This is a genomic window from Anabaena sp. UHCC 0451, assembly GCF_034931405.1.
Lineage (GTDB): Bacteria > Cyanobacteriota > Cyanobacteriia > Cyanobacteriales > Nostocaceae > RDYJ01.
In genome coordinates, this window is the sequence record NZ_JAYGHA010000023.1 from 18,279 (window position 1) to 38,600 (window position 20,322).

Consider the following 20,322-nt stretch of genomic DNA (forward strand, 5'->3'; position numbering starts at 1 on the left):
GAAATATACTCAAAGATGATGAATTTTGATACTTTTATCTAATTTACATTGCAAATATTCAGCTACTAACCGACGATGACAGTTATGGGGTTTGAGTTCACTACACAATAAACAGCTTTTATCTATGATATCTATAGATAATTTATTTTCAATTTGACGTTGTGAAATCAGATGATTAAATTTTTCTTCATAAACATCCCAGGTAATTTGCTTTTTTTTATAAGCATCTAAAATATCTTGAGTTGGTGCTAAATCAAGAATATGGATATATTCAATTTCTCCAATTTTACGGAGAAAATATTCTAAATCTTGCTTTTTTGCAAATCCCGCAAGTTGAGAAACATTATTTAATCGAGTATCAATAACTCGTTTCACACCTGATTTTATTAAAGTTTCAAAAAACTGGTCTGCTTTTTTTTGAGTAAACCCAATAGTAAATAAATCAATTTCTTTATTCATCTTCATCCTTATTTTCAGTATAAGCCACTTTTTCAGCTTGTAATTGATATGCTTTTTCTACTAACTCTGCACGGGAAAGTTGTTTTTCTATAGTTTGTGTAAGTTGCATATCAAAAAGAGAAAGCTGTTTAATATTACTTTGATTTTCGGGTAACATTTTATATAAATTATGTTGTTTTAAAACTCTATTTTCTAAATCTTCATTCTTTTCTAAATCACCATTTTTAAGAATATGGTAGATATCCAAACCAGCACTTTTCAAATGTGGACAAATCAAAATTGCACGATGACAAACAATGGGGTCTTGTTCTGCACACATTAAACTAATTTGATGTTTTTCTGAACCTTGAATTAAACGATTTAACCCAATTCTAAAAGCTTCTGTTGCTGCTATTAAATCATATCTAGCCATTCCATCTACATAGCAGTTTCTATCAATAGGACGAGCGCCTAAATTATCACCAAGGGGGACATAAGCGATATTTACGGTTTTGAGTTCTGCTTTTAATGCTGATTGGTTAAATTGAGGAAATCGCCGACTATAGGGACTAGAACGGACATCAGCTAAAGCGGTAACATCGTGTTTTTGTAACAGTTCAATAAAAGATTCGATTGTGTGGTTGGAATGTCCGATAGTGAATGTTTTCATAATTTGTTATTATATGGAATAATTTATAGGTATTTTAACCGTTATAATATCAATATGCAACCTATACTCTTTGTTAGTTTTCCCTATTGCTTACCCTGTCCAATATTAAGTTTTATTATGTCTTTACAATTATTGATTATCTCTCCAATTTTCTAAAGAAAAACCAATTACACTTTGGATTCTGATAAAATCAGTATCAGCCGAAACTAACGTTAATTGATTACGAATTGCTATTGCTGCTATCCAAAGATCATTTTCATCAAAACCTAATTGAGTGATTTTAGTCGTTTGCCGTTTAGTTTTTTGCTTTGGTCCAAATTTATTAATTAATCCTGCTTTTATTTGTCCATATATTTTAGCAGTTACATCATCTACATAATAAACTCTTATATCTGCGAGAAATTGCTCAATACGAGTTAAATTTTCTTCCTTATAACTAGAATTTTCTGCCATATAAGTTAGCTCACCTACTGTGATAATAGTAGTAGCTATATTTGTTTCTCCAACTTCCTGTATATAATCAAGAACCGTCTGATTTTTCAGAAAAATTAAACTACAATGATTAGTGTCTAAAAGATACATCATTCAAAAGGATTAATACGATTATTAATTTTCACTTTACCTCTAGTTTCAGAGACTAACTTTAGACATTCTTCCAGGTCATCCCCTACCCATGTACCAGCATGACGTAAAATTGAACGTCCTGAAGCTGGCCTATAGTTAGTTTTTTCTGATAAACTTGCTTCTTGTTTATATTTAATAAATTCCACAAATTCATCAATCATTTTTAAATTTTCTGGTGAAATGGTTAATAAATTTTGTTCGATTTTTTGTCTTAATTCAAGAGAGTTCATAATTTTAACCTCCTAATTGCAATTAATATTTTTACTTTTATAAATATTAATTGTTGATTGATATGATATAATTATAGCGTAAATTCGGGTTTCTGAAAACTATAGTCTAAAAACTATCAAATAAAAACAATAAAAAACCAAATGACTACTATCAAGGAACAACTGATTGCTTCAATTGAAAACGCACCAGAACCAATACTGGAAAAAACCCTTGACTATCTCAAAACCAAAATAAATACCTCCACCATCAAATCAAGTAATGTTTCTGTACAAGATGGAGAACCGATATTACGTGGAGCTAAAGCCAAAGATTTGCTACAATTTGGCAAGGTGAGGACTTTGAGAAATGTCTCCAGCTTGTTTACGATACCCGCTCCGAAGCTAAATTCTGATCTATCTTATAGACACTAATCAGTTAAAGTTTATTTTTCTTGATTTTCATTAACCCACAGTTTGTAGCTTGGTACGAGACATAGATACAGTATTAGCCACCACAGATATGCAAGTTGTGGAGCAAAAAATTGATGGTGATCAAATAACCCGTGGCAAATCTCATTTCTGAAATTAGAACCTAAAGATTCAGTTAACAAACATCTGAGAGTGAAAATAGTGTCTTTTGTTAAGGTCTGCTCTAAATCTGATAATTCTAAAACTTTACCAAGGGTATATTCATTCTGAATTCCCAGGTCAGACGTGATATGGCCATTTAGTTTCAAAATGTGACGTAATGAATTTTCCAACTGCGGAATTAATAAATGTGCTGCTAAAACTAAATCTCCTTGTAATCCAGCTAATAAGCCTCGTGCATAAAGAGGTTCACGTCCTTTTGGGATAAATGAATTTTCATAGAAAATAAAGGATAAATCCTCTAATTTTAAATCATGTTCAGAGCAAATTTGATTACAAGCAGGAGCAACAAAATTTAGTCCATACCAACCTTGATAGAATTTTGTATTTTTGAACATATATTCCTGTAAATCATATTTACCCTCTCCACTAATCGCTTTTGTTTTTCCCTCTTGATCAATGTGAGCTTTGGGTATGAAATGTGTTTTGTATGACTCCAGATTCTGCCTTGCTTCTGATTCAATATGATCGTAATTCTGAATCAGTTTATATCCAAACACTAGAGAATATAGAGCATCTTTAAGAGACTTACCCATTACTAATTTTATTGCAGTCTGCTGCATTTCAGGGTCATCAAAATCAGCTGGTTCACCAACAGAAATAGTCACTATCTCAGACATAGATTTTTTCTGATAATCTAGCATCTGTTTATGTAATTCCTGTATACGTTTGGTAGTATCTTCTCTTTTTTTAAAAGTATCCTCAATCTTCTTTAAAAATTCGATTGCAATTTCAAGTCGGCCAGCAGCTACGCTGTAACTATTAGGTTCTTGACTAAGAACAGCTTGCTCGGCGTACCAAACATATACTTCAGCACCAAATATATCTGCAAGACGTTGAGATTCTATATCACCTGCTATTTTGTACCATTCGCTCTCTATATCACGATAAGCTATTTGGCTATCAACAGCTTGATGATAGTTGGGAGATTTCTTTCCTAAAACTGCCTTTTGAGCAGCAATATCCGCATAATTATTTGCATAACTAGAAAGATCACTTTTTTTAATGTCCTTTAGACTTTTTCTTAAATCTTCTTGTAGCACTTGCATTGCACTGCCGATTAAAAATTCATTTTCTATACCTTCATAGCGAACTATAAGATCATCAATATACTCAATAACCTTAGACCGCATTATTGTATTCTTTTTTCCATCAATAAATGATGCTAATTGTGCCGCTCGCTTTAGTCTATCATTGCAATTTATCCAATTCTCTTTATTTTCAAGAATTCTGGCTGACTTCAGGTATGATTCTACCGCTACCTTAGCCATTTGTATTGGTCTAGCTTTTTCTGGATCTCGCTTACAAATCCAGAGTATGTCAGCGACCCTCGCTTTCATTTCAGGATCGTTGATATTTATAACTAACTCTCTCAATATAGGCAGATGATGATCAGATAATTCTGAAGTTATCATCTCTTCTGGCATAGTCTGAGGGTTCATCAAGATAGAAGTAATATCACTCAGAAATGTGAAAACCTCATGAGCTAGACAGTCACCAGATAATTTATACGCTTCGGCTTTTATCCCAAATTTCTCACTGTAATTCTTACATTCTTTCGGATCTGTTTGACTTAATATATCTGTCCATTCATATCTATCAAAGTCTGATAGCTGAAATACTGGCTTATCAAGCATAGTGAGGTTATAGTGTTTCTTATATTCTAATAAGTAATATTATTGTAGTATAAAAGTTTTAAAGTCGCATATTGTAGAAAATACCGCACAAAAAAGCGGGCTAACCGCTAATGCTTGGTTAACCCGTTCAGCTTTGGGAACGCGCAGAGAAATTCTTATTGCAATACCAACTTAACGTTAGCGTTTTGCAAGCCGCGCTGTTTTACTTCAGCCAAAGTCTTGTTAACGGCGTATTTTTGGTTAATAGAGTTGATCAACTCGGTTTGGTTGTGCTTCTTAGCAACGCCCCACAGGTCAGCGATAAGATCAAAAGAACCATCGCTATTGCGAGACCAACCTAAATCGTACTCGCCTTCCAATACAGCAACGATGTCGGAACGTACACGCTGACCGTTATAACCACGAACATCAGCTTCAGTCTTTACGCTAATACCTAAGTCGCGCAAAGAAGCTTTGAGAATTTCGGCATCGGTGATTTTGGTACGCAGAGTGCTAAAGTGAGACATTTGGGTTTCCTCCAATGAGAAGATTGATGAGAAAAACGACAACGGTTTCTTTTTCAGCCAAGCCGCATTAATTGGGAAGCGGCTTTTTTCGTAACCTGTTAGCCTTGTGGCTAACCTTTCCCCCCTGACATTGCAGGAGAAAGCTTTTAGAACTCCATCCGCTGATATTCAGCGACAGAGGACGCTGCTGGTCTAGCACGCTGTCTGGCCCAGTCTCTTAAAGCTGTGACCTGTTCTTGCATCGTTCGTGACAGCGGCAAAGTAGACTTCAATGCAGCAATAATATCTAATTGGGTGAACTCCCGATCTTGGGCGAAAGCTTCATACATCGCCGCCACGATCGCCTGTTCAATTTCTGCCCCTGAAAAACCATCAGACATCTTTGCTAGTTGTTCTAGATCAAATCTAGCAATATCTTCTCGCCGTTTGGTTAGGTGAATGTTGAAGATATCCTGACGTTCTTCTGGTGTAGGCAGATCCACAAAGAAAATTTCATCAAAGCGACCTTTTCTCAAAAACTCACCAGGTAAGCGTTCTACCCGGTTAGCAGTCGCCATTACAAATACTGGAGATTTCTTTTCCTGCATCCAGGTGAGGAAAGAACCAAAAATTCTACTTGATGTCCCCCCATCGGAATCACCAGAACCGGAACTACCCGCAAATGATTTATCCAACTCGTCGATAAACAGAATCGTTGGGGAAATTGATTCTGCTGTTTTCAGGGCGTTCCGCAAATTTGCTTCACTTCGACCCACCATTGAGCCGTCATAAACCCGCCCCATATCTAAACGCAAGATTGGTAAACCCCACAAACGGGAAGTAGTTTTGGCAATCAGTGACTTACCACAACCAGGAACACCGAGAATTAACATCCCTTTGGGTTGAGGCAAACCATACTCTCTAGCTCTTTCTGTAAAGGCGTTAGAGCGTTGTTTGAGCCACCTTTTCAACTCTTCCAAACCGCCAACGGCTTCAATAGTTTCATCTTCTTCGATGTACTCTAAGATACCGTTACGGCGAATGAGTTGTTTCTTTTCCGATAAAACTATATCTACTTCATCTTCCGTCAATCGCCCCGTTGTTACCTGAGCCTTACGATATACTTTCTCAGCTTCATCTTTAGTTAGACCTAAAGCGGCTCTGAGTAGTTTTTCTCTAGCCTCAGTTGTCAAGCGGCGACCACGATTCTGCTCGTGATGGTGAGTTAAAACTTTATTTAACTCGGACATATCCGGCAGTTGGAAGTCGATAACAACAACTTCTTTTTCCAGTTCTATTGGTACTTGCTGCATGGGAGACATCAAAATGATGTTCTTTTGCATACCCTTAAAACTAGCGATCGCATCCCGAAGCGATCTAGTTGTTGCCGGAGCATCAATAAATGGATGTAAATCTTTAAGAATAAATATACCGGGTTCTTTCTGCCTAATAATCCATTCAATCGCCGCCTCTGGTGAAACGGTGTTGTGTTGAGTTGTACTCCGGGGTTGACCGTACTCCACTATACCGTGAGTTACTGTCCAAACATAAACTCGACGTTGAGGCTTTAACAATTGAGCGATCGTGTAGATTGCTTGCTCTGCCCGTTCTTCCTCGGAGGTCACAAGGTAGATTAAAGGGTATTGAGCTTGAATGAGAATATTGAGCTCTTCTTTCATACTATCGACCTACTTGAGACCTTATAGAGACAGTACAATCATCGCCGTTGGTAAAGACTACCGAAACCATGAATTGATCCATTCATAATTCCTAACTAGCAAGGGACTAATTCTTCCTCACCCTTGGGATGGGTTTCTTCTTCCATTTCCTCAATGGACAGGTGTTCCTGACCAATTAGTCCTGGTTGATTACCTAATGCTACTAATTCCCCATTACGTAAAACGAGTGAACTTTCACAACTGGGACAGGAATAAACCCTGTGTGTTTTGCCGTAAGAAGACTCTTCAAATTCTTCTACTAATTCTGAGTTGGTCAGGTAGAAATTGAGCGCCCGTTCTGCAAGATCAGACATTGGTTCTGAGTCTACTGCGGAACGAATCTTTAGCCTTCTGTGCAGTTCCGGCGATAAATACAATGTTACCTTTTGCTTAGTTTGCATATAACTATTTAACGGTCTTACCCGGGTATGTAATTAACGTTATCGGTTCTTTGATTTCTTGTCAAGCCAGTAAGACAGTTTAACGGCTGTTTTGTTACATATCTTAATGTAATTCAAAAAATTCTGATCCACAGGTCACATCCTATTCCTGATTAACAGTGATTTATGTAACAATAACTCTAGTGGATAAAACGGGGCATTAGGGGTTTAGCACTGGTAAATCCCTACTCTAGCGAAAGTCAATTGGGGTAAAGGGTGTAATTATGTCTACTGCGGTCAAAACCTGTAAATTGAGGCAAGTAATTAGTCTGCTGGTCTCTGGTGTTGGCACGGCTATAATTTTTTCAGGGTGTAGTGCTAATGGCTTCTGGTCTTCCGCACAGAAATGGGAGACTTACCGTAATCCCCGTTATGGGTTTGAGTTTCCCTATCCCAGTCACTGGACTTCTCTAGCATCACCAGACAACAACGATGGAGTCACATTTGTTGCACTACAAAATCAAAATACTGTGATTCGGGCTTGGGCAGCTAAAGAGTTACCAGAATTACAAAATCCAGAGACTCTTAAACAGATAGACCATAACTTTGAAACGGTTCAAGGACTATCTGGGTTAATGGTTATAGAAGTTAATCCACAAATCACTTCCATGAAACTGACCATCACTCAAGGGCAGGTAAAATACTATTGGCAAGGACAAACCAACAGTAAAGAGTTTAAAGATCACTATCGCCTGTTTTACTACATAGCTACACAGTACAAGATTAGGTGATTGGGGACTGGGGACTGGTGATTGGTGATTGGTGATTGGTGACTGGTGACTGGTGACTGGTGATTGGTGACTGGTGACTGGTGACTGGTGACTGGTGACTAGGAAAAGTTTCTTTACCCAATCCCCAATCCCTAATCCCTAATCCCTAATCCCCAATCCCTAATCCCTAATCCCTAATCCCTAATTCCCAATCCCCATTCCCCATTCCCATAATTAATCAGCCAGAGGGGACACAAACCTGGTAGATTTAGCTATCAGCGAGTAAAAACTGGTAAAGATGAAAGTCCTGGTTATTGGTGGTGATGGGTATTGCGGTTGGGCAACTGCACTCTACCTTTCTAATCGAGGTTATGAAGTTGGAATTTTAGATAGTTTGGTGCGGCGGCACTGGGATAATGAACTAGGTGTTGACACTCTGACCCCAATTGCACCAATTCAGCAACGTCTCCAGCGATGGCAAGATTTGACTGGTAAATCTATCGACCTATTTATTGGCGATATTACCAATTACGAATTTCTGCACAAAGCCTTGCACCAATTTCAGCCAGATGCCATAGTGCATTTTGGTGAGCAGCGTTCAGCGCCATTTTCGATGATTGACCGCGAACACGCGGTTCTGACTCAGGTAAATAATGTAGTCGGTACATTAAACCTGCTCTACATCATGAGGGAAGATTTCCCAGATTGCCATTTGGTAAAATTGGGAACAATGGGTGAATATGGCACACCCAATATCGACATTGAAGAAGGCTATATCACCATTGAACACAACGGCCGGAAGGATACTCTGCCCTATCCTAAACAGCCTGGTTCGATGTATCACCTCAGCAAAGTTCACGATAGCCATAATATTCACTTTGCTTGCCGGATTTGGGGTTTACGGGCAACTGATTTGAATCAAGGTATAGTTTATGGCGTTCTCACCGAAGAAACGGGGATGGACGAACTATTAATTAACCGCCTTGATTATGATGGTGTATTTGGTACTGCACTTAACCGCTTCTGTATTCAAGCCACAGTAGGACATCCCCTCACCGTTTACGGGAAAGGTGGACAAACTCGCGGCTTTTTGGACATTCGGGACACAGTGCGATGTATTGAATTAGCGATCGCCAACCCAGCCGAACCTGGAGAATTCCGCGTATTTAACCAATTCACCGAATTATTCAGCATTGGCGACTTGGCCTTGATGGTGAAAAAAGCGGGTAACACAATGGGATTGAATGTGGATATTAACCACATAGATAACCCCAGAGTTGAAAAAGAAGAACATTACTTCAACGCCAAAAACACCAAACTGTTAGATTTAGGCTTAGAACCTCACTATCTCTCTAATTCTTTGTTGGATTCACTCTTAAACTTTGCTGTCAAGTATCAGCAGCGGGTTGATAATAACCAAATTTTGCCTAAAGTGTCTTGGCACAGAAAATAAGGTAAAAATTTTGTGCGGCTAGTTACAGAACCCTATCTAAATCAAGTCAGTCGCTGGCCAAAAAATGGTCGTCATATTTTAGCGCAGTATGACGACCATTCTATTGTGGTTTATCAGGCTTATCGTCCAACCATTGCCAACTTTGCAGCAACTCATGGTTATTTTAGTGGTGAGTTTAGCTTTAACCGGATGAGTTGGATTAAGCCTAATTTTTTATGGATTTTGTCTGTACTGAATAGTTTTTTATGAGAATCGCCCTATTCACGGAAACTTTTTTACCCAAGGTTGATGGTATTGTCACCCGTCTACGTCATACCGTTGACCATCTCCAACGGGATGGAAATCAAGTATTAGTATTTGCCCCAGAAGGTGGTATCACAGAACATAAAGGAGCGAAGGTTTACGGTGTTACTGGCTTTCCTTTACCTTTATATCCAGAGTTAAAACTGGCACTTCCTAGACCCGCTATTGGTCACGCTTTAGAACAGTTTCAGCCAGACATTATTCATGTTGTCAATCCCGCAGTTTTAGGATTATCAGGAATTTTTTACAGTAAAGTCCTGAAAATTCCCCTAGTGGCTTCTTACCATACCCATTTACCTAAATACCTGCAACATTACGGCTTAGGAATGTTGGAAAATTTACTTTGGGAATTACTTAAAGGCGCTCATAATCAAGCAGAGTTAAATTTATGTACTTCGACAGCGATGGTGGAGGAACTATCAGGACATGGGATTGAAAGAGTAGATTTATGGCAGCGAGGGGTAGATACAGAATTATTTCATCCTGACTTAGCAAGTGCGGAAATGCGATCGCGTCTCACTAGAAATCATCCAGAAAGCCCCTTATTGTTGTATGTAGGTCGTCTTTCAGCTGAAAAAGAAATTGAACGCATCAGACCAATTTTAGCAGCGATTCCTCAAGCCAGATTGGCATTAGTAGGAGATGGACCAAATCGCCAAAATCTAGAACAGCACTTTGCTGGTACTAATACCCATTTTGTTGGTTATCTGATGGGGCAAGAGTTAGGTTCTGCTTTTGCCAGTGCAGATGCTTTTATTTTTCCTTCCCGTACAGAAACATTGGGCTTAGTGCTACTAGAAGCAATGGCAGCAGGATGTCCAGTAGTCGCAGCCCGTTCTGGTGGTATTCCTGATATCGTTACAGATGGAGTAAATGGTTATCTTTTTGACCCCAAAGCGGACATTCAAGAGGCTATAGATGTTACGATAAAGTTGTTAAAACAACGACAAGAAATAGCAGTTATCCGTAAAAATGCCCGGATAGAAGCAGAAAAATGGGGCTGGACAGCTGCGACAAGGCAATTACAAGATTATTACCAAAAAATAATCTTAAAAAATTCACAAGGGAATAAGTAATAGGGACTGGGAAATGGGGAAAAATATGATCTTTCTTTTGCTTCTTGCCTGTTCCTAATAACAAATGACTAATGACAAATGACTAATGACAAATGACTAACGACTAATGACTAATGACTAATGACAATTTTAAATTTTTAATTGTTTATGACAATCCCCAATGTTGGTAGCGTCTTGGCTACATTAGCTGAACTGACACAAGTTAATCGCACCCAGTCTTTACTCAGTCGCGTCAAAGACCTTTCTGTGAATGAGTTTGTTTGCTTACTAGACTTTATTACGGCTGAGTTTCAGCAATTCTTGAGAGCAATTGATCTGATTAATAATGAAGCTTTAGAAGGGATGTTGGAGAAAGTTCTAGAAGCCATTACACTGAAAATTGGTCAAATTCTCCAAGCCGAACATACAGCTATTTTTTTAGTTGATTATGATAAAGCCCAACTATGGTCAAAAGTTCCCCAAGATAATAATCAAAAATTCTTAGAAATCCGCACTCCTTTAAATGTAGGTATTCCTGGCCATGTAGCAACTACAGGTAAGTATCTAAATATCTCTGAAGCTGCTACTCACCCTCTTTTTAGTCCAGAATTAGAAAAACAAATGGGCTATAAAATCCGCAATCTTTTATGTGTGCCGGTTGTGAGTAGTAAAAAGCAAACTGTAGCAGTTGTACAACTGGCAAATAAAGCGGGAAATATTCCTTTTGATCAAAATGATGAAGAGTCTTTTCGAGATTTTGCCGCTTCTATTGGCATTATTCTGGAAAGTTGTCAATCTTTCTATGTAGCAGCTAGAAATCAACGAGGGGCAACGGCTTTGTTGCGTGCAACCCAGACTTTAGGTCAAAGTTTGGATTTAGAAGCAACTTTGCAAATAGTCATGGAACAAGCCCGAATTCTGATGCAAGCAGACCGCAGTACACTGTTTTTGTATCGTAAAGAAATGGGGGAACTGTGGACAAAAGTAGCAACAGTTAATGATAAAAACTTAATAGAAATCCGTATCCCTTCTAATCGTGGTATTGCTGGTTATGTGGCCTCCACAGGTGATGCACTGAATATCCCTGATGCTTATCAAGATCCGCGCTTTGATCCAACTACAGATAATAAGACTGGGTATGTAACTCGCAATATTTTATGTTTACCAGTATTTAATTCTGCCAATGAATTAATCGGTGTTACTCAGTTAATTAATAAAGAACAAGGTAGTTTTACAAATTCAGATGAAGAGTTCATGCGAGCTTTTAATATCCAAGCAGGAATAGCTTTGGAAAATGCCCGGTTATTTGAAAATGTATTGTTAGAAAAACAGTATCAGAAGGATATTCTTCAGAGTTTATCTGATGCAGTCATTTCCACAGATATGCAAGGTCAAATAGTCACTATTAATGATGCAGCATTGGAATTATTAGGTTGTCCTTTAAAAGCAGCTAACAGAATCGAAAATAAGCTGTTATGGAAAGAAAATTTACTGGGGCGTAAAGTTTGGGAAGTTGTCCCAATTGACAATCTACAAATGCGTTTGGAAGATAGTTTAAATCATGCTTCTAGACATTATGTACCAGAGCAAAACCTGGTAGTGGGATTATATAAATTGGCAAGTGATAAAACTCACTCTTCAGAATTGAAAAATGAGAAGTCAATTTTGGCGATGCGTGATCACAATAATTCCCATATTTTCATTCCCTGGAATCAACTCCTGACTCCTCAATCTGAGTTACTTAGTGCTGATGTCGTTAAAGAATTAGAACGCAGTATCAATCTTACTATCAATCCTTTAACTAATCCCGAAGGTGGTGTTAGAGGTGGCTTGGTGGTTTTAGAAGATATCAGCCGAGAAAAACGCCTGAAAAGCACCATGTACCGCTATCTCACACCCCACGTAGCCGAACAGGTTATGGCTTTGGGTGATGATAGTTTGATGGTGGGTGAGAGGAAAGAAGTCACGATTTTATTTTCTGATATTCGGGGTTATACAACTCTCACGGAAAACTTGGGTGCGGCTGAGGTAGTATCGCTGCTGAATCAGTATTTTGAAACAATGGTGGAGTCAGTTTTTCACTATGAAGGAACTTTGGATAAGTTTATTGGTGATGCTTTAATGGCGGTATTTGGTGCGCCCCTACCATTGACAGAAAATCATGCTTGGCGAGCAGTACAATCAGCTTTGGATATGCGTCGCCGTTTAGAGGAGTTTAATCAGCGTCGGGTGATTCAGTCCCAACCAAAAATCCATTTTGGGATTGGGATTAGTTCGGGGGAAGTGGTTTCGGGAAATATTGGTTCTCCCAAAAGAATGGATTATACGGTGATTGGAGATGGGGTGAATTTGAGTTCTCGCTTAGAAGGCGTGACTAAAGAGTATGGTTGTGATATTATTATCAGCGAATTTACTTATAATTTATGCAGCGATCGCTTATGGGTACGCCAGTTAGATAAAATTCGTGTCAAGGGTAAACATCAATCTGTGGATATCTATGAATTAATTAGCGATCGCTCTCATCCTCTAGATGCCAACACTCAAGATTTTTTATACCATTACGATGCCGGACGTGCTGCTTATATATCACAAAATTTCACCCAAGCGATCGCCAGCTTTGAAATTGCTAAACACATTCGACCCACAGACAAAGCCGTAAATATTCACCTAGAACGTGCTTCTAATTACCAAAAAATACCACCTGCCAATTCCTGGGATGGTACTTGGACAATGTTGACAAAATAGTCAGGTAATAGGCAACAAACAAAAGCCGATTAATTTTTCCCTGTCCCTAATCACTAGCATCACCTTCATCATTAGAATCATTGTCTTGAAAGGGTTCTTCACCTATCCTGAGTTGTTTTCTTGAGCGTTTTAACTGTTTCCACAGCATCTTGATTTGCTCGTAAGCTTCATCTGGAGGTAGTTTACCACCTGTTTCTAAGTTACAAATATAACTTACTTTCTGGGCAAATTCTTGTAAATTTGCATTAAAAACTAAATTCTCCGGCTGTACATGACCGTAGTAGCGACCACGAGGATAGAGAAAATCATCTTTGCTTACCATTTTTCTCTCCATATATTTAATTTTACTCCTGATTTTATTGTTTACAGCAAAATCACTAGTTACTCTTAACTCTATTTTGTTAAGTCAGGATAATGTATAAGATTAAGCTGTGATTATGGTAAAAGATTGCAAAAATTGGTTAACTTCAACTTTGACAACATACAGCAAACGATCACAAAATGTTTATGCCAAAGCTATTAACGAGCAATTAACCACTATATATATTTTCAGGACTTATGCACGAATTACTAAAAATACGGGTTTGAGATTGCTTCCCTGCGGTTGCAATGACGAACATAGATTAATCTTGCGTAAGTTCTCATATTTTGTCAAGCAATATTTATGGCGATCTACCTGACATCAGGATTTTACAACTTCTCCATGTTTATAACTAAATTCACTAAAAAATGATTTTTAATCAAACTATTAATATATAGTTTTTTATGTAGTTTAATCAATATTTTTTACAAAAAGTTACAAAAAGTTAAATAAAAAAATAAATATCTGTTCAGAAAATGACATTGACCAACTAGCAGTTAAATCTTCAAAAACCACAGGATTTACCCAAAAATGACTGGAAAAACTTGATTAACCAGAGGAGAAATTTATGCAGACGCAAGCTTCCCGCAGCATATTGTTCTTAAAGTTTGTCCTAGCTGCATAAGTCTGAGAAGAGTTAAGTAGGTTAGCAAAACCTAGTGTAGTATGTAGTATTGGGTCGCCTGGACAAAGGCACATACTCTTGCTGATAGTGAATAAATTCAACCTCCTACCTTGGCTGATAGCGCAGCATAGCATTAGCCATAGGACTGATAAAATGGTTAAGCTGGAAACCTGTTGTCCTGCAACTGTATCTACCACTATGTCTGTTAATACCAAACTCTACGAAGGCAAAGCGAAAATTATTTACACAACAGACGATCCTGAAGTCTTGTTGGCTGATTTTAAAGATGATGCAACAGCATTTAATGCTCAAAAGCGTGGAAGCATCGAGGGAAAAGGCAGTATAAACTGTACCATTTCTAGTAAATTGTTTGAAAAGTTGGCAGAGCATGGCATCAAGACGCATTTTATTGATTGTCCTGCACCCAATCAAATGCGGGTGAGAGCAGTTAAAATTGTGCCATTAGAAGTAGTTGTCAGAAATATTGCCGCTGGGAGTCTTTGTCAACAAACGGGATTGCCATTAGGTACAATTCTGCCACAGCCTTTGGTAGAGTTTTATTACAAAGATGATCAATTGGGAGATCCTTTGCTCACACGCGATCGCTTACTACTTCTAAAACTAGCTACTGCGGAACAAATTGATAGCATTACCCATCTTGCATTGCAAATCAATGAAGTTCTCCAGGGTTTTTGGCAACAATGTGGTATTACCCTAGTAGACTTTAAACTTGAATTTGGTTTCGACTCACAACAGCAGTTGCTGTTAGCAGACGAAATTAGTCCTGATACCTGTCGTTTATGGGATATCACAGAGAACGATCCTAACCGTCGCGTCATGGACAAAGACCGCTTTCGGCGGGACTTAGGAAACGTAGAAAATGCCTACCAGGCGGTTTTACAAAGGGTATTGCAAGTAGTAGAAAGCAAGAATTAACTGCGTGTACATAGTCCTTTGTCTTATATGACTAATGACTAAATGATTAATGATTTAATTGTGTGTGGTAGTGAAGAGGAATATGAGTAAAAAGCATTTATCTCCTGTATTTCTGGCAGTTGTGGCAATTGCTGCACCTTTGGACAACTCACTGAGTGCGACTGCAAAAACTCCTGATCAAATCCTGCAAGTAACAGAAGTAACTACGGTAGAAACAAACCAGTTACTACCACAGAAAACTGCTCAAAATGATGTTAGTGAAACCCCAGAAATCCCTGTCACCCCAACAGCAGTAGTTATAAAACCAGAATCTGAGTTATCTACACCTGCTGTCAAAATTTCAACAGCTAACTCAACATCAATAGCGACACCAGAACTAATCATACCAACGGTGACAACACCTTCAAAAACGGTACAAGTTCTGAAAGCAGCACTATCTAGCAACTCAGAACAGACAGCACCATCAACAACTGCACAAGTTCTCAGAGCAGCACTATCTAGCAACTCAGAACAGACAGCAAAAGCAGAAGTAATTATCCCAACGGTGACAACACCATTAACAACTGCACAAGCTTTAGAACCAGAAGCAAATCCTGACACCAATTCTAGTCAAGAAAATGCTGAACCACCGACAGTACAACCAGTTCTCCCTGCTAATTCAGAAACAACAGAAACAGTAGAACCCCGTGTACTGGTATCAGAGGTAGCAGTGACATCGCCAACAGGTTCAATTTCTACAGACCTGGAAACCAAAGTTTACCAAGCGGTTCGTACTCAACCAGGACAGACAACAACCCGTTCCCAACTGCAAGAAGATATTAATGCTATTTTTGCTACAGGTTTCTTCTCTAATGTGCGAGCAGTACCAGAAGATACACCTTTGGGTGTGCGAGTAAGTTTTATTGTCGATCCCAATCCCGTTCTCAGTAAAGTAGAAGTAGAAGCTAATCCAGGTACTAATGTTGCTTCTGTATTACCAGCTAATACTGTGGATAAGATATTCAGTGAACAGTATGGAAAGATTTTAAACCTGCGTGATTTACAGGAAGGGATTAAGCAATTAACCAAAGAGTATCAAGACAAAGGTTATGTGCTGGCTAACGTCATAGGAGCGCCAAAAGTCTCAGAAACTGGAGTTGTTACCCTAAAAGTCGCAGAAGGGGTAGTAGAGAATATTAAAGTTCGTTTCCGTAATAAAGAAGGACAGGAAACCGACGATAAGGGACAACCCATTCGGGGAAGAACTAAAGATTATATTATTCAGCGGGAACTGGAATTAAAACCAGGACAAATATTCAACCGCAATATAGTACAAAAAGACCTCCAAAGGGTATTTGGTCTAGGATTGTTTGAAGATGTAAATGTCTCCCTTGATCCTGGTACAGATCCCAGTAAAGTGGATGTAGTTGTGAATGTGGCTGAACGCAGTAGCGGTTCTATAGCTGCCGGGGCGGGTATTAGTTCTGCCAGTGGGTTATTCGGAACAGTTAGCTACCAACAGCAAAACTTGGGGGGTAGAAACCAGAAACTGGGGGCTGAGGTACAGTTAGGCGAAAGAGAACTGCTGTTTGACTTGCGGTTTACAGATCCTTGGATTGCAGGTGATCCTTATCGCACTTCTTATACAGCAAATATTTTCCGTCGGCGGTCAATTTCTTTGATTTTTGAGGGTAAAGATAATACTATTGAAACCTTTGACCCTGGCAATATTACTAATCAAGATGAGCAAGATCGCCCCCGGATTAACCGTTTAGGTGGTGGTATATCCTTTACCCGTCCTCTTTCTCCTAATCCCTATGAAAAGTCAGAGTGGGTTGCTTCAGCAGGTTTGCAGTATCAACGAGTTTCTAGCCGTGATGCTGATGGTAATCTGAGAAAAGATGGGGCAATATTTGATGATAATGGTGTGCAAATTAGCCCTGCTATTCCCCTAACTCAATCGGGAACAGGTGAAGACGATTTGCTATTATTGCAGTTGGGCGCACAACGCGATCGCCGTAATAATCCCTTGCAAGCTACCAGTGGTTCTTATCTCCGCTTTGGAGTTGATCAATCTGTACCTGTAGGACAAGGTAACATTTTCCTTACCAGAGTCAGGGGAAACTACAGCCAATATTTACCAGTAAAATTTCTTGGCTTTGGTAAAGGCGCACAAACTCTAGCTTTTAACCTCCAGGGAGGTACTATTCTGGGAGATTTGCCCCCTTACGAAGCCTTTACTCTTGGTGGTAGCAATTCTGTCAGAGGTTACGACGAAGGCAGATTAGCAACTGGACGCAGTTATGTCCAAGCATCTGTTGAGTATCGCTTCCCTGTGTTCTCTGTAGTCAGTGGCGCTCTGTTTTTTGATTATGGTAGTGACTTAGGCAGCAGTACCCAAGCAGCAGAAATTTTGAATAAAAATGGTACTGGCTATGGTTATGGTTTAGGTGTGCGTGTGCAGTCACCTCTCGGACCAATTCGCATAGACTATGGGATGAGTGATGATGGCGATAGCCGTATCAACTTTGGGATTGGGGAAAGGTTTTAAGAAGTAGAAGATATGGGTAGGGGGCAAAAGTTAGAAAGTTTTTCTCCTTAGTCCCCTTGACTCAAGAGGTTGCTAATTTTCCCATTTACCTTAATACTATTCCCAATACAGGGCTAAACCAAGGTGTCTACTAAACATAGAAAAAATGAGTAATACTAACCCAAATATATCGGCTTCTGGCCTATGCTACAGCAGACTTTAGCTGCGGAAATTACCCAAACGGGTTTGGGGCTGCATAGTGGTGTGAGTAGCAGTGTGCGGATACTACCGGCAAAACCGGGAGACAATCGCTATTTTGTCCGGGTGGACTTGCCAAATTCGCCCATTATTCCTGCTAAAGTTGCAGCTGTTAATCAGACTCTTCTCTCCACTCAGTTGGGTACAGATGAGGTTTATGTCCGCACGGTAGAGCATTTATTGGCTGCTTTATCCGCTATGGGTGTTGATAATGCCCGGATTGAAATTGATGGACCAGAATTGCCGCTATTAGATGGTTCTGCTCAGGTATGGACTAATAGCATTGCTACGGTGGGCTTGGTATCACAATCAGTTAATGATGAATACGCGCCTATATTGATTCTAGAACCGATTTGGGTACATCAGGGTGATGCTTTTGTTTGCGCCCTACCATCCCCAGAAACTCGCTTTAGCTATGGAATTGATTTTGAGTTACCTGCGATTGGTAATCAATGGCATAGTTGGTCATTATCTCGTAATCTAGAAAATACCTTTATTACAGAAATTGCTCCGGCTCGTACTTTTGGCTTATTGCATCAAATTGAATATCTGCAAAAATCAGGATTAATCAAAGGTGGCAACTTGGATAATGCCCTGGTTTGTGGTCCTGATGGTTGGCTAAATCCACCATTGAGATTTGCAAATGAACCAGTACGTCATAAAATTTTGGATTTAGTAGGAGATATTAGTCTGCTGGGACAATTTCCCATTGCTCACTTCTTAGCTTACAAGGCTAGTCACAATCTGCACATTCAACTGGCACAGAAAATTTTAGAATTAAGCTAAAAAATCACTAAAATTTAAGTAAGATTGTCCGCTATTTCCTAGCTTATTTAATTCCATATTCTCAATCAAAGAAAGTACCAATGTCAACTCTTACTCAAGCTAATTCTACTGACATGATTACATCTGAAGAAGATGATCAGGATACTAATACAAAAGAAGTTAAAACAACTTTTACGGTAGAAGAGATTCAGCAACTCTTACCTCACCGTTATCCCTTTTTGCTGGTAGATAAAATTATTGACTATGTTCCTGGAAAATTGGCTGTTGGTGTGAAAAATGTCACTTTCAATGAACCCCAATTTCAAGGTCATTTCCCCGGACGCTCACTAATGCCTGGTGTACTCATTGTAGAAGCGATGGCACAAGTCGGAGGTGTTGTCATGACGCAAATGCCTGATATACCACCAGGACTGTTTGTTTTTGTTGGTATTGATAAAGTCCGTTTTCGTCGTCAAGTAGTACCTGGTGATCAGTTAATTATGACAGTGGAACTGTTATCAATTAAGCAGCGTCGTTTTGGTAAAATGAAGGGTCGTGCCGAAGTTGACGGACAACTAGCTGCTGAAGGAGAACTAATGTTTTCTTTGGTTAGCTAAAATTTTGTTTTAACTGTATGGGCATAGCCGTGAAATGTCCATATTCAATTGCAAGAATAACAGTAACAACAAAAAACCACAACCTTATTTACTGATTTCTAGATTTTCGTTATCCTCACACATAACTTAATTTTGCCCGACAAATTTTTTCACTGAACTCAGTTCTGGAGAGTCACCCTTGAAGACACTTATTCATCCAACTGCTGTAATACATCCTAATTCGGAACTCCACTCAACGGTGCAAGTCGGTGCTTATGCTGTGATTGGAGCGAATGTCAAAGTCGGACCGGAAACTGTAATTGGCGCTCATGCGGTTCTAGAAGGACCTTGTGAAATCGGGGCGCGAAATCATATTTTTCCGGGTGCTGTGATTGGTATGGAACCCCAAGACCTCAAGTATGTGGGAGAACCAACTTGGGTAAAAATTGGGGACAATAATTCAATTCGCGAATATGTGACTATTAACCGCGCTACTGGTCGGGGTGAAGCGACTGTAATTGGTAATGGTAATCTACTGATGGCGTATGTTCACGTTGGGCATAATTGCGTGATTGAGGACTCGGTGGTAATTGCTAATTCTGTGGCGTTAGCCGGTCATGTTTACATTGAATCTCGTGCTAGATTAAGCGGGGTTTTGGGTGTACATCAATTTGTACATATCGGTGGTATGTCCATGATCGGTGGGATGACACGCATTGATCGGGATGTTGCTCCTTATATGTTAGTTGAAGGTAATCCATCTAAGGTGCGATCGCTCAATTTGGTGGGTCTAAAACGCTCAGGAATGTCAGCCAAAGACTTTCAACTTCTCAAAAAAGCTTTTCGCATTCTTTACCGTTCTAATTTACTTTTTAAAGATGCTTTGGCAGAGTTGGAACTGTTGGGAGATACTGAACAATTAGAACATTTGCGGCGTTTTTTGTTACTTTCACAAATGCCAGGAAGACGTGGTTTAATTCCCGGTAAGGGCAGAAAATCCGCAAGTGATGAATCGTGATTTATACGTGATGAATGATGAATCACGCCTAAATTCATCATTCATTTTTAAGACAGGGAACAGGGAACAGGGAATAGGGAACAGGGAATAGGGAACAGGGAATAGGGAACAGGTAAGAG

20 protein-coding genes are annotated in these 20,322 nt (G+C 39.2%); 11 read left to right on the top strand and 9 right to left on the bottom strand.

The window, feature by feature from the left end:
* Positions 1-9 precede the first annotated feature (9 nt).
* The 4 genes from VB694_RS16545 to VB694_RS16560 all read right to left on the bottom strand — a co-directional run bounded on the left by VB694_RS16545 (position 10) and on the right by VB694_RS16560 (position 1,962).
* Positions 10-459, bottom strand: a complete 450-nt coding sequence (locus VB694_RS16545; RefSeq protein ID WP_323361432.1) for a DUF488 domain-containing protein — start codon at positions 457-459, stop codon at positions 10-12.
* Positions 452-1,108, bottom strand: coding sequence for a DUF488 family protein (locus tag VB694_RS16550; protein WP_323361433.1), 657 nt, complete (start codon positions 1,106-1,108; stop codon positions 452-454). The genes VB694_RS16545 and VB694_RS16550 overlap by 8 nt, the downstream gene beginning before the upstream one ends.
* Before the next feature lie 129 nt (positions 1,109-1,237).
* A complete protein-coding gene (locus VB694_RS16555) occupies positions 1,238-1,693 on the bottom strand; it encodes a type II toxin-antitoxin system VapC family toxin (protein WP_323361434.1) in 456 nt (151 codons plus the stop codon).
* Positions 1,690-1,962 (bottom strand): hypothetical protein, encoded by a 273-nt coding sequence (locus VB694_RS16560; protein ID WP_323361435.1) that lies wholly within the window; start codon positions 1,960-1,962, stop codon positions 1,690-1,692. Before VB694_RS16560 ends, VB694_RS16555 begins: the two co-directional genes overlap by 4 nt.
* Positions 1,963-2,103: 141 nt before the next feature.
* Here VB694_RS16560 and VB694_RS16565 point away from each other — a divergent pair, with 141 nt between their 5' ends.
* On the top strand, positions 2,104-2,373 hold the full coding sequence (locus tag VB694_RS16565; protein WP_416233488.1) for a hypothetical protein: 270 nt from the start codon (positions 2,104-2,106) through the stop codon (positions 2,371-2,373).
* Positions 2,374-2,384: 11 nt separating this feature from the next.
* Here the strand turns inward: VB694_RS16565 and VB694_RS16570 are convergent, their stop codons facing one another.
* The 4 genes from VB694_RS16570 to VB694_RS16585 all read right to left on the bottom strand — a co-directional run bounded on the left by VB694_RS16570 (position 2,385) and on the right by VB694_RS16585 (position 6,830).
* Positions 2,385-4,226 carry a DUF4209 domain-containing protein gene (locus tag VB694_RS16570; protein ID WP_323361436.1) on the bottom strand — a complete coding sequence of 614 codons (1,842 nt, stop codon included), beginning with the start codon at positions 4,224-4,226 and terminating at the stop codon, positions 2,385-2,387.
* A gap of 155 nt (positions 4,227-4,381) precedes the next feature.
* On the bottom strand, positions 4,382-4,732 hold the full coding sequence (locus VB694_RS16575) for a DUF1257 domain-containing protein (RefSeq protein ID WP_015136553.1): 351 nt from the start codon (positions 4,730-4,732) through the stop codon (positions 4,382-4,384).
* A gap of 146 nt (positions 4,733-4,878) precedes the next feature.
* Complete coding sequence (locus VB694_RS16580) at positions 4,879-6,390, bottom strand: AAA family ATPase (protein WP_323361437.1); 1,512 nt, start codon at positions 6,388-6,390, stop codon at positions 4,879-4,881.
* Between the two features lie 95 nt (positions 6,391-6,485).
* Entirely contained in the window at positions 6,486-6,830 is a 345-nt protein-coding gene (locus VB694_RS16585; protein WP_323361438.1) for a hypothetical protein, read from the bottom strand.
* Between the two features lie 263 nt (positions 6,831-7,093).
* Between VB694_RS16585 and VB694_RS16590 the strand changes: the two genes are divergently transcribed.
* The 5 genes from VB694_RS16590 to VB694_RS16610 all read left to right on the top strand — a co-directional run bounded on the left by VB694_RS16590 (position 7,094) and on the right by VB694_RS16610 (position 13,135).
* Positions 7,094-7,600 carry a hypothetical protein gene (locus VB694_RS16590; RefSeq protein WP_323361439.1) on the top strand — a complete coding sequence of 169 codons (507 nt, stop codon included), beginning with the start codon at positions 7,094-7,096 and terminating at the stop codon, positions 7,598-7,600.
* Between the two features lie 277 nt (positions 7,601-7,877).
* Complete coding sequence (locus VB694_RS16595) at positions 7,878-9,032, top strand: NAD-dependent epimerase/dehydratase family protein (RefSeq protein ID WP_323361440.1); 1,155 nt, start codon at positions 7,878-7,880, stop codon at positions 9,030-9,032.
* A 12-nt stretch (positions 9,033-9,044) separates the two neighbouring features.
* Positions 9,045-9,281: a DUF4291 family protein gene (locus tag VB694_RS16600; RefSeq protein ID WP_323361441.1), complete on the top strand. Its 237-nt coding sequence runs from the start codon at positions 9,045-9,047 to the stop codon at positions 9,279-9,281.
* Entirely contained in the window at positions 9,278-10,411 is a 1,134-nt protein-coding gene (locus VB694_RS16605) for a glycosyltransferase family 1 protein (RefSeq protein ID WP_323361442.1), read from the top strand. Before VB694_RS16600 ends, VB694_RS16605 begins: the two co-directional genes overlap by 4 nt.
* A gap of 147 nt (positions 10,412-10,558) precedes the next feature.
* Positions 10,559-13,135, top strand: coding sequence for a GAF domain-containing protein (locus tag VB694_RS16610; RefSeq protein WP_323361443.1), 2,577 nt, complete (start codon positions 10,559-10,561; stop codon positions 13,133-13,135).
* Between the two features lie 46 nt (positions 13,136-13,181).
* Here the strand turns inward: VB694_RS16610 and VB694_RS16615 are convergent, their stop codons facing one another.
* Positions 13,182-13,469 carry a hypothetical protein gene (locus VB694_RS16615; RefSeq protein ID WP_323361444.1) on the bottom strand — a complete coding sequence of 96 codons (288 nt, stop codon included), beginning with the start codon at positions 13,467-13,469 and terminating at the stop codon, positions 13,182-13,184.
* A gap of 850 nt (positions 13,470-14,319) precedes the next feature.
* Between VB694_RS16615 and purC the strand changes: the two genes are divergently transcribed.
* The 5 genes from purC (at position 14,320) to lpxA (ending at position 20,203) form a co-directional block, all read left to right on the top strand.
* Complete coding sequence (gene purC / locus VB694_RS16620; protein ID WP_323361495.1) at positions 14,320-15,057, top strand: phosphoribosylaminoimidazolesuccinocarboxamide synthase; 738 nt, start codon at positions 14,320-14,322, stop codon at positions 15,055-15,057.
* An 82-nt stretch (positions 15,058-15,139) separates the two neighbouring features.
* Positions 15,140-17,587 (top strand): BamA/TamA family outer membrane protein, encoded by a 2,448-nt coding sequence (locus tag VB694_RS16625; protein WP_323361445.1) that lies wholly within the window; start codon positions 15,140-15,142, stop codon positions 17,585-17,587.
* Between the two features lie 183 nt (positions 17,588-17,770).
* Complete coding sequence (lpxC, locus tag VB694_RS16630; protein ID WP_323361446.1) at positions 17,771-18,610, top strand: UDP-3-O-acyl-N-acetylglucosamine deacetylase; 840 nt, start codon at positions 17,771-17,773, stop codon at positions 18,608-18,610.
* A gap of 80 nt (positions 18,611-18,690) precedes the next feature.
* On the top strand, positions 18,691-19,206 hold the full coding sequence (fabZ, locus tag VB694_RS16635; protein WP_323361447.1) for a 3-hydroxyacyl-ACP dehydratase FabZ: 516 nt from the start codon (positions 18,691-18,693) through the stop codon (positions 19,204-19,206).
* 178 nt (positions 19,207-19,384) lie between these two features.
* Positions 19,385-20,203, top strand: coding sequence for an acyl-ACP--UDP-N-acetylglucosamine O-acyltransferase (gene lpxA / locus VB694_RS16640; RefSeq protein WP_323361448.1), 819 nt, complete (start codon positions 19,385-19,387; stop codon positions 20,201-20,203).
* The last annotated feature ends 119 nt before the right edge of the window (positions 20,204-20,322 follow it).